Consider the following 13990-nt stretch of genomic DNA (forward strand, 5'->3'; position numbering starts at 1 on the left):
ATTCATCTTTTTATTGTCACAATCAAGTATTGCATATAATTGTATCCTAGTCTTGATAATGATTTAGGATTGCTATAACTGGCGATTGACTAGGTATTGGTGACGGTTTCACCCCTTGAAATGGTACGATGGGAGCCAAAGGCAGTGTGGTTTGAGATTGAGCATTTACCGTCGGAGTTTGTAAAACATTTACTAACGCCTTTGTCCCGGCTAATGTGCCCCCGTCAAAGTCTTGCTGTTTAAATCTGGGCGTAACTTCAGTTTTAATAATTCCCACTACCTGTGCATCGGGTAAAATGCTTTGAATGCCAGAACCTGTTTCAATTTGAACGCGGCGTTCACCCGACGAAATCAACAATAAAACTCCGTTATTTTTACCTTTTTTGCCAATCCCCCAAAAGTTAAATAATTCTGTAGCAAATTCTTTGGGTGTCGCCGATGGCTTAGTATTAGGCACTGTCACAACAGCGATTTCTGAGCCATTTTTCGCCTCTAAATCCGAAATCATTTGATTTAGCTGAGTTTCGGTGCTGTCGCTGAGAATGTTTGCCTTGTCCGTTACCCAAGAGTTATTTACTTGACGGGGATTCGGTACTTCTTGTACTGTTATAGCTTGGCTCGTTACAGGAAGTACAATTGCCGAAAAGCACAGCAAACTGCTCCAGATTATTTGTTTATTGCTAAATTTTAACTGCATTGCTTCAGTCTCCTGAATAACTGCTAGTCTGAAATTGACATATATCTGTCCGCCTAATTACAATTCAATAACCAGATCACTTTCATGTCAATTCATATTATTCAGAAGTTGGGTTCATAAAAATCATAATTTTAGGTGCGCCATCAGCATTTTACATTTATAGTCTAGGACGCAGGGTTGGTGAGAAACCTGGTTTTTAACCAAAATAATTGCTGAAAACAGTTAATCTCGGTTCAAAAACCAGGTTTCTTAGTGGGCGAGTGCGAGTGCGAACTAATTTAGATATTTTTAAGGAGAGGGAACTGGTTGCAGAAAATTGCTGCTGCCTTTATAACCGGATAAAATAGCCAGTTTTTCCAAAGATTGCCTGCCCGTGTAATATTTACCCCGAATTTCCCAAGTGGGATAAGCTTTAATATTGGCAGCTTTGCACAAATCCGGTTGAGCATCTTTGCCTCTGGGATCGCACTCTATGTAAGTAATTGCGGTAAATGCTTCTTTGCCGAAAAGTTCTTGTTGTGTTTGGCAGTGAGGACACCAGTAAGCACCGTAGAGTCTAGCTTTGATGGTCTGCAAATGGGTTGCTAAAGCTATTTGATCCGGCACGGATTCGCTGCGAATAGGTGGCGCTTCTTGTTCGGTAACAGGCTGTGCGAAAGGGGGAGGAGGAGGGAGGGTTTGTGCTACTTTTTGAGTGGATTTGTTGCTGAAACTGAACTGTGCAATTCTTCCGTCTGCTTTGGTACTGACGAAAATTCCCAAAGTCAGAAAAATGCCGATCGCACAAAAGTTGAATTTACTTAGTCTCATCTTGGATTTCATTTTGAATTTACTAGGATTTCGCGAGCTTGATTCATAGCCTCTACAGCATTGTTTACCACAAAGATGTTAAATTGTGCTAAACCTTTAAAAAAAAGTTGACTTTCCGCGCTGTGATTTAACAATATAACTTGTTTGTTAGCTTTGAGGGCGAGGGCAATTTCCGAAGCTGTGCCCGTCCCCATACCGCAGGCAATTATTACATCTGAAGAAAGAACGTTAATGTTATTTCTGGCGTTTCCCATATCTGTGACAATGGCAATATCTACAGCTTCAGAAAGGCCGCGAGTGTTATTTCCCGGAAGGATGCCGACTGTTAAACCGTTAGCTGATTTTGCTCCTTTGTTGGCGGCATCCATGACGCCGACATTTCTACCGCCAGTTAGCAATATCCATCCTGCTTCGGCGATGAGTTGTCCGAGTTGATAGGCGTTTTCTAAGTCCGTTGATGTGGCACTTTCGCCGGGGCCCATGATGCCAATGATGATTTTTTTCATAGTTTTGGGGTGGATATATCGTATTTTTGAAAGAGCGAGAAATCTTCTGAATCTCGCTGAGAAAGGGATCTTGATTTTTCTTAGCCAGATGCTGCAGCATCACCTGTCACAATCGGTTTGTAGTTATTTTTATTCAGCAATATTTAGTATAATTGAGTATAATTTTGTGTAAAAAAATATCAGTTTTTAGAAGCCTGCACATCATTAATTTATGTAAAAAAATTAATTTAATTGGATTAATAACTAAGTATATTGAACTGAGTATATTTCTGTATAAGAATCGTGAAAAAGGGAGAATAAGCGATCGCTCGTCCCCCTTGTTTCGGGGAGGTGCAGCCGTTGGAGACTTCGATACAAAGCAGAGAGACACAGGCTTTTAGGCTTAAATCAATGGGAAGTTCTTCTGTCAAAATTCAATCATTGGAGTTTCATACCCGTTTCATCCAGAAAAAGCCATACAAAAAACTAAAAAATCTCCCCAACAATCATCCCCGCCAATATGACAAACCCCACCCAAACATTTTGGCGAAAAATTTGACCGTAAACAAGCTTAGGAAGCTCCGCTTTCTTCAGTTGACTGTACTGCAAAAACCACAAAATAGCCGCCGCGCTAATTGCCATCCAAAAACCAATATGCAAGTGCAGATTAATTCCCATTGCTGCTAACAAACCGACAGTACCAACAAAGAAAAAACCCACAGCATTAGCAGCATTGTCCCCGAAAAATATCGCGCTGGAATTCACCCCCAAACGCAGGTCGTCTTCCCGATCGCTCATCGCATAAACTGTATCAAATCCTAATGTCCACAGCACGACTGCACCCCACAGCAGCCAAGTCGCTAATTCTAATTGGTTAACGGCAGCGCTCCAACTAATTAAAACTGCAAAACCCCAGGCAATTGATAACACTAATTGCGGCACTGGAAAGAATCTTTTTGCCAGCGGATAGCAGATAATTACTGGTACCGCGGCGACGCATAGCCAGAAGCTTAAAGGATTAAGATAAAAAGCGAGAATCGCCGCGCAAGCAAAGGAAATCAATGCAACTCCTATTCCAGTTTGCACGGTGAGGGCGCGGGATGCTAGCGGGCGTGATCGCGTTCTTTCTACTTCGGGATCGATATCGCGATCCCACAAGTCGTTGATGACGCATCCCGCCGCACTCGTGGCTAAGGTACCCAACACAATCACGCCGACCAATGCCGCGGGCGGCCTCCCATCTGCTGCTAAAAAGACTGCCCAGAGGGCTGGAATCATTAAAATCAGCCTTCCTGCTGGTTTGTCCCATCTCAAAAGCCTCACGACGGTTAGCAATGTGGATTCGGGTTGGCGATCGGGCTCTTTAAGCATTTCAATTCTAGATTTGATATTTTTAACTCTAGATCTTATCAAATTTTAGGCACAATCACTTACTATCTCTGCTACCGATCGCACTTCTGCCGAAGTTTAAAACAGGTAAAAGTCTTGACCAGTCAGCAATTCCAAATTTTTGCTAATTTAATAGAATGCCTCACTGGATTCGTGAAATAATCATAAATATCTGTCAACCCCGATACTCCAATGGTTAATTCACTTCCTTCTGCGGAGTCAAATCGCATTATTGCTGCTATTGATATGGGTACTAACTCGTTTCACATGGTGGTGGCGCGTATCGATCCGAAATTACCCGCGTTTACTATTATTGCTAGAGAAAAAGATACGGTTCGGTTGGGCGATTGTGAGGTTAAGACAGGGTGTTTGAAGTCCGAGGTTATGGAAAGGGCGATCGCCACTCTGCGACGTTTTCAAGATATTGCTAAAACTTTCAATGCCGAACAAATTATCGCTGTGGCTACCAGTGCAGTTCGGGAAGCTCCTAACGGGCGAGATTTTCTCAAACAAGTTGCTGAAGAATTAGACCTGAATGTGAGTTTAATTTCCGGTCAAGAAGAAGCGCGGAGAATTTATCTCGGCGTTCTTTCGGGTATGGAGTTTAACAATCAGTCCCAGGTAATTATTGATATTGGGGGCGGTTCTACGGAGTTAATTTTAGGAGACAGTTCTGAACCTCGTTGTCTCACCAGTACAAAAATTGGTGCTGTTCGCTTAACAGGACAATTTGTCAAAACTGACCCGATTACTAGGGAGGAGTTTGCTTATTTGCAAGCTTATATTCGGATTTCGCTGGAAAGACCGATCGACGAATTGCGATCTCAATTCCATGAGGGCGAACCTTTGCGCTTGATTGGCACTGCTGGAACCATCGAAACTCTAGCGGCAATTAATGCTCGCGAAAAGTTGGGAACAGTGCCGAGTCCCCTAGCCGGATATCAGTTAAGTTTAAAAGATTTGCGCGATTTAGTCAATCGCTTTCGTAAACTTTCTTATGCCGAAAGGTTGGCAATTCCGGGAATGTCGGACAAGCGGGCGGAAATTATTCTGGCAGGCGCTTTGATTTTGCAGGAAGCTATGATACTATTAGGAATTGAATCGCTGACTGTTTGCGATCGATCTCTGAGAGAAGGCGTAATTGTTGACTGGATGCTGGCGCACGGTTTAATTGAAAACCGCTTACGCTATCAAGGTTCAATCCGCCAGCGCAGCATTCACCACATGGCTGAGAAATATCAAGTCAATTTAGAACAAAGCGAAAGAACCGCAGCATTTACTCTCAACTTCTTCGACCAAACTCAAGGAATTCTACACAACTGGGGAAGCGAAGAACGCGAGTTGCTGTGGGCTGCAGCAATTCTGCACAACTGCGGTTTGTACGTCAGTCATTCAGCGCACCACAAGCATTCTTACTATTTAATTCGCAATGGTGAGTTATTGGGCTACACTGAAACAGAGATTGAAGTAATTGCCAATTTGGCTCGCTATCACCGGAAAAATCCTCCCAAAAAGAAGCACGAAAACTTTATTGCTCTTCCTAAAAAATACCGGGAATTCGTCAATAAATTGCATCCTTTTCTACGGTTAGCTGTGGCTTTAGATAGGCGGCAAATAGGCGCCATTTCTGATTTTAAATGCGAATATCGCCCGGAAGTTAGAGAGTTTCACTTGCGCCTACAACCGCTCAATCCAGAAGACAATTGCGCTCTAGAACTGTGGAGTTTGGATTATAAAAAGCCGTGTTTTGAATATGAGTACAATCTCAAATTAGTGGCAACTTTGGAACCGACTCTGGTTCCGGTTTAAATACAAAGCCGAGCCTGGAAATGAGAGACTGTAGGGTGCGAAGTACGCACCCTACAGTTTCAACTTAACCCCAAGTCTAGTACCAATATTGTGTTTGACTCTATACTCCTCCCGATCGCCCTAGCCTACCTTCTGAAGGCAGGCTAGATTAATTTTAGAGAGGATAAATCAATGCGATATGACTATTTGCTGACGCTATACGAAAGATTTAAGTAGTGTCTCATATCATATCCGGTCGAGCGATCGCGATTTTTGTAGGGGTTCCCCTCAGGCTCTTCCGTACTTACCGCTGCTCATTTTTTAGGAAAATGCCAAAAAAGTAATGCCCATATTTCAAAATTTATCAAATTTCTAAATCCCAAACCACACCTTTTTAATAGCTTTAATGTAGTATTAATTCCCTCTACTATCCCATTAGTTGTTCTTTCTTCAAAATCCACCCCAATCTCTCCCAACCATCTTTTGATTGTTTCTACACTCTTTTTATAGTATGGTTATGGCTTTTTTAACCAATCTGTTAATTCTAATATCCCGTCACCCAAACAATTACTTTTTTTAAACAAAGTATGAAACTCTTATTTTAAAATGTGCATAGTTCCTACTAACGGCGAAGCATCTTTTACTTGTTTTAAGTTTAATTTTTGTTGGCTAGACAAGTCATTCTCTGATTTCAACAATGTATATTTACTTCCTTTTAAACTCTCCAATAATTTGGCTCTTTCTTTCGCTTCTAACGATGAGGCTGCCTTTTTTTGCTCGATTCTCGCCTGATTTAATTCCTCATGAATCATTTTGGCCACATGAAATCTATCTACTGTTACATCAGCATTCGCGCAAAGTTTTTTGACTAATGATTTATAATTACCCGTCATGTCCATACTTAATTATTCGATGTGGTTTAAGACTTCTTCTCCCCATTCAAGCATCTTATTTTCGATTGTTCCCTGTTTTCTATCGGCAGCTAAACCTATTAGTTTATGTGTTAATAAATCGACTAATGCAACTATAAACTTTCCTTTTTTTTACTAAACTAATTTCATTTATGCCTAATTTATGTAACTTTTTTACATCAACAGGTAAGATTTTATTGGCTACAGCTTTTACCATTGACCAAACTTCTTCTTCGTCTGTTAGTTTATTGTTTTTAGCCACGTTATTAATGTCATTATGGACAACTTGTTCAGCAATACTTTGTGCATATCTCTTGGTAAAATTTTTCTTTTTTTCGAGAAACGCTAAATTTTCATTAAAAGGTTTGCGACAATTTTTACACTTAAATCGGCGCCGATTTACTCTCAACATTACTTCTCTACTACCAATTGGTAAATCTCTCACTAGATATCTATAAATTTGATGCAAATGATGGCTGGATAGACTGCAAACAGGGCAAGAGGCTGTCGTTTTTTGTAATTTTATTACTAATATTAATGTTTCTCCTGTCTGTTTGTAATCTTCTACTAAGACACCGGGCAAATTGAGAATAATTGTCATTAACTTGTTCATTATTTATTCGAGAGTCACAATTATCATGAACCTTTAACTAACATTTGAGCAGCGGTAAGTACGGAAGAGCCGGAACCTTACCGAGAGCGCCGACGTAGATTTGGTTTATGCTTCAACCTGATTGCAGGCATCTATAAACTATCAACTTAACCTTTCATAATGACTTTTGCAAGAGGTCTATTGATTTAATTATCCACAGTGGCTCTAAGTCAAGCGAGAATAACCCATTCAGCTATGAAAAACTGTCCGGAATATTAACTTTAAATCACGGAAAAGTATCTTAAACTCAGCAGCAGGTAAACTCGCGACCTTGGTTGTCGGCGAGAGCTTTTAATGCTAATCTATTAGCAAAATAAAAGGGGTCATGGTAGAGGACGACTTCAAATAATATATAAGTTAACAATTCTGCTCATCCGGGTCAGGAAGTCGATCTGTAGCCTCATTTTTGGAATCACAAGGTGAGATAAATGAAAATAATCAAGCAAACAGCAAGTGAATTAATAATTCAGACTCAAAGCATATTTGATTTTTGGTTGCCTAGTTGTTTATTCATTGCCTTTGGACTGTTCGGGCTGGCTTTTGATTATCATAAAGCAACCCTGAGCTGCCAGCGATTGCAGGCCAAACAAGGAAATTGTCAGTTGGTGCGATCGAATTTACTGGGATCAAACACCCAAGAAATTAAGCTGGCTTCTTTGCGGGGAGCTAAAGTCCAAAGATGCGGCTATAAAACCAGAGTTATACTTTTGACTTCTGTTGGCTATGTTCCTTTCACTGCTAACTCCACTAATTGGGGAACCCAAGACGCTGTTGCTTCGGACATCAATTTTTATGTTAAAAATGCAAAAGATCGATTGCTGCGCTTAAGTCAAGAAGATCGCTGGTTGGGATGGACAGGAGGCATATTTTTGCTCGCAGCAGCCGCAGTGATCGTCTTGAGAAATAATGAAACCTACAGCTTCGATGGAAATTTAAACACCTTGACTGTTAAACAGCGGGGTTTGTTGGCACGTAAAGTAATTGAATACTCTCTGTGCGAGATTTATGGCGTGGAAGTCGATCGAACAAAAGATCTGGATAAGGACATTTGGTACGAAGTCAGACTGTTAGTTTGTGGAGGCTCTCGCATCTCCCTACCCCGCACAATGAGTCTCTACGAGCAAGAAAAAATCGCCAAAGCGATTAACAACTATCTGCACCAGCAAAAATAACAAAAAATAGGCGCTCGCCATCAACCCGATTTCTCAAGCTTGCCGACTTACGCAGAAACCGGGTTTTTTACCAAAACCTCTCCTAGAGCGCGATCGTCCCCGTTATAAAAACCCCGTTTCTGTGGTATCGAGTCCGAAACTCACGTGTGGAAACTCATTATCTAAAAAGTGAACAATCGTTCACTTTTTAGGTTCTTTCAACTTCCAACCTGGTTTGACAACTTGCCGGGAACGGGCTATGACTAAACAATCATTGGGCACATCCTCTGTCACCACAGAACCCGCCGCTACAGTAACATCTTCCCCCAAAGTTATCGGTGCAACCAGCACGCTGTTAGAACCTGTTTTACTCCGATCGCCTATTTGAGTTTTGTGCTTGTTTTTTCCGTCATAATTCGCCGTAATTGTCCCAGCACCGATGTTGACTTTTTCTCCCAAAGTCGCGTCGCCTAAATAAGACAAGTGAGCGACATTAGTTCGAGCACCAATTTGAGTATTTTTCAATTCTACAAAATTGCCGACGCGGCAGTTCGCCCCAATTTCTGCGTGTCCCCGCAAGTGTGCGTAAGGGCCAATTCGCGAATTTTCAGCAACTATACTGTCAGAAACAACCGAATAAAGCACAGTCACATTTTCCCCAATCTGACTGTTTTCGATCAAACTGCCGGGGCCGATGCGACTCCCAGAGGCGATCGAAGTTTTGCCCCGCAAGTGAGTTTGCGGTTCAATTACCACATCCGGCTGCAACTCTACTGTATCGTCGATCGTAATGCTGTTGGGATCTAGCAGCGTCACTCCCGCCGTCATCCACTTGTCCTTGATCCGCGTTTGCAAAATATCGCAAGCTGTGGCTAAATGTTTGCGATCGTTAATTCCCAATATTTCTTGATAATCTTCCACATCCACGGCCATCACTGGATTGAGGAAATTTACCGTATCAGTTAGGTAATATTCTTTTTGGTCATTGTCTGCCTTCAATTCTGGCAAAATTTTCTCTAAATCCGGCCAATGAAAGCAGTAAACACCTGCATTAATGCGGTGATTTTGCTTTTGAGCTTGTGTGCAGTCGCGGTCTTCGACAATTTGCTGGACTAAGTTTTGACTGTCGGTAAATACTCGACCGTACCCTTGGGGATTCGGCAAATTAGCTGTCAATAAAGTAGCAGAGTTTTGGTGCTGTTTGTGAATTGCTATCAATTGTTTGATAGTTTCCGCCCTCAGCAAAGGTACATCCCCATTTAATACCAGCAAGTCTCCTTGAAATCCCTCTAAGTGAGGCAGCAATTGTTGGATGGCATGACCGGTTCCCAATTGTTCGGTTTGTTCTACAAATTCTAGGGAAGGAGATTGAGGATTTTCCCCTGATATTTCTTGACCTCGAATCAGGGATTCTTTAACGAGTTCACCTCGATAACCGACGATGACAAGTCGCCTGGTAAGTGAAATTTCTTGACAACTTTGCAGGACTCGCTCAACTAGCGATCGACCGCCCAATTCGTGTAGAACTTTGGGTAAGTCAGATTTCATGCGCGTGCCGCGTCCAGCAGCTAAAATTGCTATTGCTACCATTGTGCGATCGAGTTATTTGCTATAAAAACTTGAATATTGACTAACTGATGATATCACTCGCTGTCGGCCGATGGCACTGCGATCGCACAAATTTTTGCTCTAAAATTTCTCATCTCGCATCCGCGCGATCGAGGATTTTTCCAGGCGGATGCTGGTTGTAGGGGCGATGCTTGCAATATCTGGACTGGCGCGCCCGGTATCAAAAACCTGGTTGCAGCAGCAGTATTTGGCGGCTGAGCAAGACGACTTGCATTCCTTACTACAAACCTGAGTTCGTTTGGGAGTAAGGACTGCGAGTCTTTTCCCAAGGGCTGGGAGAGGGAGCGAGAGTGATAATTTGCGTCTTTGGGCTGGGATTTGCCACGATACATTATACTATTTGTTGAATTTCAGTTATTGTGTTTTAAACTCCAAAAAACTCTTTCTGACTTTTTCATTTTTTCTTCCTTCTACCTTCTATCTTCTGCGTTATCAGGTGTCCAGCTATGACAGAGGTTAATTTTCAGGAACTTGCCAAGCAGGGAAATCCGCAGGCTATCGCATCTTGGCTTGAGAGCCAGTTGCAATCTGAAGGCATCACAGCCTCGGCAAATCTCGACGGCGATTGTTTGGATGTAATTCTTGAGGCCGAGCAAGTACCAAAAGAAGATACATTAGTTGATTTTGTTCGCACCGAGCTGACGAATTTGCAGCCTGATTCGATTCGCAAAGTGAAGGTTGAGGGCCGAGAAAGTGGCAAGATTGCTGCTGCTTGGAGTCAAGAGTTTATTTTGGAGAACAGCACTTTTGAACTACAGAGCTTTGCAGGAGAATCTGTACCAAATACTGCTGTTGCTAATATGGACGATCGCACAGACATCGAGAACAATTTTGAGGAGGAAAAACCGCCGGAACTTGCTGCATTTGAGAATCGGCTGCGATCGACTTTCATTGTAGTCGGGCTAGTAACGGGTATGTTAGCGATCGCCTTGGTGGCGTTTGTGGGTAAAATTTTGAACCAGCCGACAGCAACTGCAGGCAATAATCCCGATGAAACAGCAAATTTAGCAACTGCACCGGATACTGCACCAGATACTTTTCGAGAAGCCGTTAACAGCGCACTCACAGCAGCAGAGTTGGGGCGAGCGGCAAAAACCAAGGAAGATTGGACGACAGTTACCGATCGTTGGCAAGAAGCGGTCTCATTAATGAGAAGAGTACCAGTCTCTAGCCCCAACCATCAACTAGCTCAAGCAAAAGTAATCGAGTATCAGAAATATTTGCTTTATGCTCAAGAAGCAGCAGTAACTCCCCCTCTGCCAACTCCAACTCCCGCACCAGCCGAAAAATCACCTTCGGAAAAAGCAACTACTAAAAAATCCAATTTGCCCAAAGAAACTTCGGAAAAAGGAACTCCTAAAAAATCCAATTCTGAAAATAGAGCTTCAGAGAAAGCTACTTCTAAGAAATCTCCTCCCGACAAAGCAGAACCCGAGAAAAAATCTCCTTCTAGATAATGTTAAAATATAGATTTGAATAATTATGACTGACAACACTTTAATCGTTTCTTCTGAATGGTTAGCCACCAATACGGACAATCCGCAAGTTGTAATCATTGACTGTCGGTTTTCCCTTGCCGACCCTGAATTGGGACAAAAACAATATCAAGAAAGTCACATTCCCGGAGCTTTCTATTTAGATTTAAACCGCGATCTCGCGAGTTCAGTGGGCAAACACGGCGGTAGACATCCCCTACCAAATATTGAAGAATTAGCTGAGAAGCTGAGCGTGATCGGCATTAATTCACCAGAAACTTTAGTCGTTGCCTATGACGATTCGCGGCTGGCTTTTGCGGCTCGTTTGTGGTGGCTGCTGCGGTATATGGGACACAGCAAAGTCGCTTTGTTAGACGGCGGTTTCAGCGGCTGGAAAGCGGCGGGATATCCGGTAACAAATATTTGGCCAGAACCCCGGGAGGGTAAATTTGTGACCCACTTGCAGCAGGATTTGGCGGTAGATATTGAGGCTGTGAAAGAGCGTAAAGACTTGCCGGGAAAGGTTTTGGTTGATTCGCGAGAAAGCGAGAGATATGAAGGTTTGCGGGAGCCGATCGACCCCATTGCAGGTCACATTCCGGGTGCGGTTAACTATCCTTGGCAAGGGGTGACGGATGAAACTGGAAAAGTGCGATCGGCATCCGAACAAAAACAGCGGTGGACGGAATTAGAAAAAGCCGAAGAAATTATTGTTTATTGCGGTTCGGGGGTGACGGCTTGCGTTAATTTACTGTCTTTAGAAATCGCCGGAATCCCCGATGCTAAACTTTATGTCGGTAGCTGGAGCGATTGGTGTTCTTATCAGTTTTAGGGTACAGGAGCGAGATGATTGTTGACTGTTGAGTGTGAGTTGTAGGGTAGCGGGAATTGGGAGCCTCTCTGTTTTGCAGCTAACCTAGAAATTGGAGTTAGGAGCCAGGAGGAAGAAAGAAAGAGCCAGAAGAAGTATTTTTACAAATATGATATCAAGTCTGTTAGCATCGGAATAATTCCTATCTCTCTTCTCTTCATCTGCGTGAGTCAGCGTCAATCCCTTGTCATCTGCGGTGAATAAATTCTCTTTTTTGAACCGCAGATGAGGGCAGATAAACACAGATGAACGCAGATGAATTCCGGTTGCACCATCGGGAATTGTTAACTGTTGACTGGATTTTACTATTCCGATGCTACCGGAATTGATATGAGATGCTCCCCGGGCATTGATGTCAACTTAACGTTAAACCCTCAGTCTAGCAGCAGTTGAAACAGGAGCATTAAAGCGAAATTTCTCGCTATGAGGACTAATGAGTTCTTCCGTCCTCTCTGAGAGGACTTTAGCTATGAGGCAGGGAATTCATTCCCTGGCGGACTGTTGGGTGAGCGGGAGGACTGGCGAACTAAAAGCTTAAGTTGACACTAATTAGGTAGCTAGGAATCACTTCGGCGCACCTCAATGTCGTCGTAGGGTGCGCTGCACCTTACGGCGAATTAAATAATACCCTAAAAATCAAAATAAATATAAGGCAAACCCCCTTCGGGAGCCAACACCCAAACCGCATACAAACAAAGCGGCACTAACACCAATTTCAGTGGCCAATTTAACTCCAATTTCAAACCCCGACTCAACGCATAATTCCCCAGCATCGCCGCAGCCAAAGCCGCCAACATCCAAGTTAAATGCACTCTTTCCAAACCCAAAGCTTCGCCATAAACTTTCTCAGCAAACTGCACGTCAGCAGCGTGTCCCCACAAATGCGAAATCGCCCATCCAGAATCCTTTAAATCTGGAAGACGGAAAAATATCCAACTACCAAAAACCATCGCCTGAGTCAACAGCCAACCGATCGCGATACCGAGCGGATTTTCCCACAAAAACTCGATCCGCAACCGCTTAAACAGCACATCAGTCAGCCTGTGAACCGCCAAAGCTAAACCGTGTAAACCCCCCCACACAATAAATCCCCAAGCGGCCCCGTGCCAAATTCCCGCAATTAACATGACAATAGCCAAATTCAGACAAGTGCGCCACAAACCGACTCGCGAACCGCCCAAAGGAAAATACAAATAATTGCGTAGCCAATCGCCTAAAGTCATGTGCCAGCGTCGCCAAAAATCAGCTATGCTGGCACTAAAATAAGGAAAATCAAAATTTGGTGGCAAATACCAACCCAGCAGCAAAGCAGTACCGCGCGCCATGTCAACATAGCCACTAAAATCGAGATAAAGTTGCAGCCCGTAAGCAAAAATAGCCAGCCATAAATCCTCGCTACCCGCCCGCTGCAAGTTAGTAAAGCTTAAATCGACATAAATTCCCAAGTTATCTGCGAAAAGACCTTTTTTTACTGCACCAAAGGCGATCGTCCAAAGTCCCTCAGAAATGCGATCGGGCGTCGGAAATTGCTGGGTTTTCAGTTGATAGATCAAGTTGTGATAGCGAGTAATCGGGCCGGAAATCAGTTTTGGAAAAAACAACTTGTAAGCAGCAAAGTGCAGCAGCGAAGTAGCAGCAGGCGCGCCTCGGTACACGTCAATCAAATAAGCAATGCACTCAAAGCAAAAGAAACTCAATCCCAGGGGTGCGATGACGTGACTTTTCACCCAGTCAGCCCCGTCGATAGCAAAAGGCCAATTGAACAAAGTGCCGATCGAACTCAATAAAAAAGGCACATACTTAAAGCCCAGAAGCAGCAACACATTCAGGCAGATGCCTATCCACAGCAGCAACAAACGGCGGCGGTTCCAAGATTCATTAGCAATCCGCCAATCCAGAGGTTCCCCAATCGCCATCGCCAAGCAGTAATTAAACAAAGCACCGACTAACAGCAGAGGAATGTACCAAATTTGCAGCGAAGCGTAAAAAATCAAACTACCCGCCAACATGATGAACAGCCGCCACCACCGCAGCGGAACCAACCAGTAAGCCGCGAACAAAACTAACAAAAACAGGGCATATTGAAGGGAGATGAAAGTCATACCATTTTAGATTTGAGATTTTAGAATTGG

The 13990-nt window shown here is 43.2% G+C and carries 12 protein-coding genes and 1 pseudogene; 4 read left to right on the top strand and 9 right to left on the bottom strand.

Going from position 1 to position 13990, the window contains the following annotated elements; genetic code table 11:
• Positions 1 to 46: 46 nt before the first annotated feature.
• The 4 genes from QUA42_RS25125 to QUA42_RS25140 form a co-directional block, all read right to left on the bottom strand.
• Positions 47 to 697, bottom strand: coding sequence for a TPM domain-containing protein (locus QUA42_RS25125; protein ID WP_333141064.1), 651 nt, complete (start codon positions 695 to 697; stop codon positions 47 to 49).
• Positions 698 to 985: 288 nt separating this feature from the next.
• Positions 986 to 1507 carry a hypothetical protein gene (locus tag QUA42_RS25130; RefSeq protein ID WP_333141066.1) on the bottom strand — a complete coding sequence of 174 codons (522 nt, stop codon included), beginning with the start codon at positions 1505 to 1507 and terminating at the stop codon, positions 986 to 988.
• An 8-nt stretch (positions 1508 to 1515) separates the two neighbouring features.
• Positions 1516 to 2013, bottom strand: a complete 498-nt coding sequence (locus tag QUA42_RS25135; RefSeq protein WP_333141067.1) for a TIGR00725 family protein — start codon at positions 2011 to 2013, stop codon at positions 1516 to 1518.
• 465 nt (positions 2014 to 2478) lie between these two features.
• A complete protein-coding gene (locus QUA42_RS25140) occupies positions 2479 to 3363 on the bottom strand; it encodes a 4-hydroxybenzoate solanesyltransferase (RefSeq protein WP_333141069.1) in 885 nt (294 codons plus the stop codon).
• A gap of 210 nt (positions 3364 to 3573) precedes the next feature.
• On the opposite strand from QUA42_RS25140, the gene QUA42_RS25145 reads away from it, so the two are divergent.
• Entirely contained in the window at positions 3574 to 5190 is a 1617-nt protein-coding gene (locus QUA42_RS25145) for a Ppx/GppA phosphatase family protein (RefSeq protein WP_333141072.1), read from the top strand.
• A 293-nt stretch (positions 5191 to 5483) separates the two neighbouring features.
• On the opposite strand, the pseudogene QUA42_RS25150 reads toward QUA42_RS25145, so the two are convergent.
• Positions 5484 to 6068 (bottom strand): annotated as a pseudogene (locus tag QUA42_RS25150) (ISL3 family transposase).
• A gap of 97 nt (positions 6069 to 6165) precedes the next feature.
• Positions 6166 to 6681, bottom strand: a complete 516-nt coding sequence (locus QUA42_RS25155) for a transposase family protein (RefSeq protein WP_333141074.1) — start codon at positions 6679 to 6681, stop codon at positions 6166 to 6168.
• Between the two features lie 479 nt (positions 6682 to 7160).
• Here QUA42_RS25155 and QUA42_RS25160 point away from each other — a divergent pair, with 479 nt between their 5' ends.
• Positions 7161 to 7904 (top strand): hypothetical protein, encoded by a 744-nt coding sequence (locus QUA42_RS25160; RefSeq protein ID WP_333141076.1) that lies wholly within the window; start codon positions 7161 to 7163, stop codon positions 7902 to 7904.
• A 180-nt stretch (positions 7905 to 8084) separates the two neighbouring features.
• Here the strand turns inward: QUA42_RS25160 and glmU are convergent, their stop codons facing one another.
• Together glmU and QUA42_RS25170 are read right to left on the bottom strand one after the other, a co-directional pair.
• Positions 8085 to 9473 carry a bifunctional UDP-N-acetylglucosamine diphosphorylase/glucosamine-1-phosphate N-acetyltransferase GlmU gene (gene glmU / locus QUA42_RS25165; protein WP_333141078.1) on the bottom strand — a complete coding sequence of 463 codons (1389 nt, stop codon included), beginning with the start codon at positions 9471 to 9473 and terminating at the stop codon, positions 8085 to 8087.
• A gap of 53 nt (positions 9474 to 9526) precedes the next feature.
• A complete protein-coding gene (locus QUA42_RS25170; RefSeq protein WP_333141080.1) occupies positions 9527 to 9844 on the bottom strand; it encodes a hypothetical protein in 318 nt (105 codons plus the stop codon).
• A 114-nt stretch (positions 9845 to 9958) separates the two neighbouring features.
• Here QUA42_RS25170 and QUA42_RS25175 point away from each other — a divergent pair, with 114 nt between their 5' ends.
• Positions 9959 to 10969, top strand: coding sequence for a hypothetical protein (locus QUA42_RS25175; protein WP_333141082.1), 1011 nt, complete (start codon positions 9959 to 9961; stop codon positions 10967 to 10969).
• Between the two features lie 25 nt (positions 10970 to 10994).
• Positions 10995 to 11819, top strand: coding sequence for a sulfurtransferase (locus QUA42_RS25180; RefSeq protein WP_333141084.1), 825 nt, complete (start codon positions 10995 to 10997; stop codon positions 11817 to 11819).
• Between the two features lie 668 nt (positions 11820 to 12487).
• On the opposite strand, the gene QUA42_RS25185 is transcribed toward QUA42_RS25180, so the two are convergent.
• A complete protein-coding gene (locus tag QUA42_RS25185; RefSeq protein ID WP_333141085.1) occupies positions 12488 to 13960 on the bottom strand; it encodes an MBOAT family protein in 1473 nt (490 codons plus the stop codon).
• Between the last annotated feature and the right edge of the window lie 30 nt (positions 13961 to 13990).

It is taken from the genome of Microcoleus sp. Pol11C2 (assembly GCF_036701505.1).
In the GTDB taxonomy this organism is placed as follows: Bacteria; Cyanobacteriota; Cyanobacteriia; order Cyanobacteriales; family Microcoleaceae; genus Microcoleus.

Coding starts and splice junctions, on each gene's coding strand:
- QUA42_RS25145 (WP_333141072.1), top strand. CDS start 3,574: ATGGTTAATTCACTTCCTTCTGCGGAGTCAAATCGCATTATTGCTGCT.
- QUA42_RS25140 (WP_333141069.1), bottom strand. CDS start 3,363: ATGCTTAAAGAGCCCGATCGCCAACCCGAATCCACATTGCTAACCGTC.
- QUA42_RS25185 (WP_333141085.1), bottom strand. CDS start 13,960: ATGACTTTCATCTCCCTTCAATATGCCCTGTTTTTGTTAGTTTTGTTC.
- QUA42_RS25125 (WP_333141064.1), bottom strand. CDS start 697: ATGCAGTTAAAATTTAGCAATAAACAAATAATCTGGAGCAGTTTGCTG.
- QUA42_RS25155 (WP_333141074.1), bottom strand. CDS start 6,681: ATGACAATTATTCTCAATTTGCCCGGTGTCTTAGTAGAAGATTACAAA.
- glmU (WP_333141078.1), bottom strand. CDS start 9,473: ATGGTAGCAATAGCAATTTTAGCTGCTGGACGCGGCACGCGCATGAAA.
- QUA42_RS25170 (WP_333141080.1), bottom strand. CDS start 9,844: ATGTATCGTGGCAAATCCCAGCCCAAAGACGCAAATTATCACTCTCGC.
- QUA42_RS25175 (WP_333141082.1), top strand. CDS start 9,959: ATGACAGAGGTTAATTTTCAGGAACTTGCCAAGCAGGGAAATCCGCAG.
- QUA42_RS25130 (WP_333141066.1), bottom strand. CDS start 1,507: ATGAGACTAAGTAAATTCAACTTTTGTGCGATCGGCATTTTTCTGACT.
- QUA42_RS25135 (WP_333141067.1), bottom strand. CDS start 2,013: ATGAAAAAAATCATCATTGGCATCATGGGCCCCGGCGAAAGTGCCACA.
- QUA42_RS25160 (WP_333141076.1), top strand. CDS start 7,161: ATGAAAATAATCAAGCAAACAGCAAGTGAATTAATAATTCAGACTCAA.
- QUA42_RS25180 (WP_333141084.1), top strand. CDS start 10,995: ATGACTGACAACACTTTAATCGTTTCTTCTGAATGGTTAGCCACCAAT.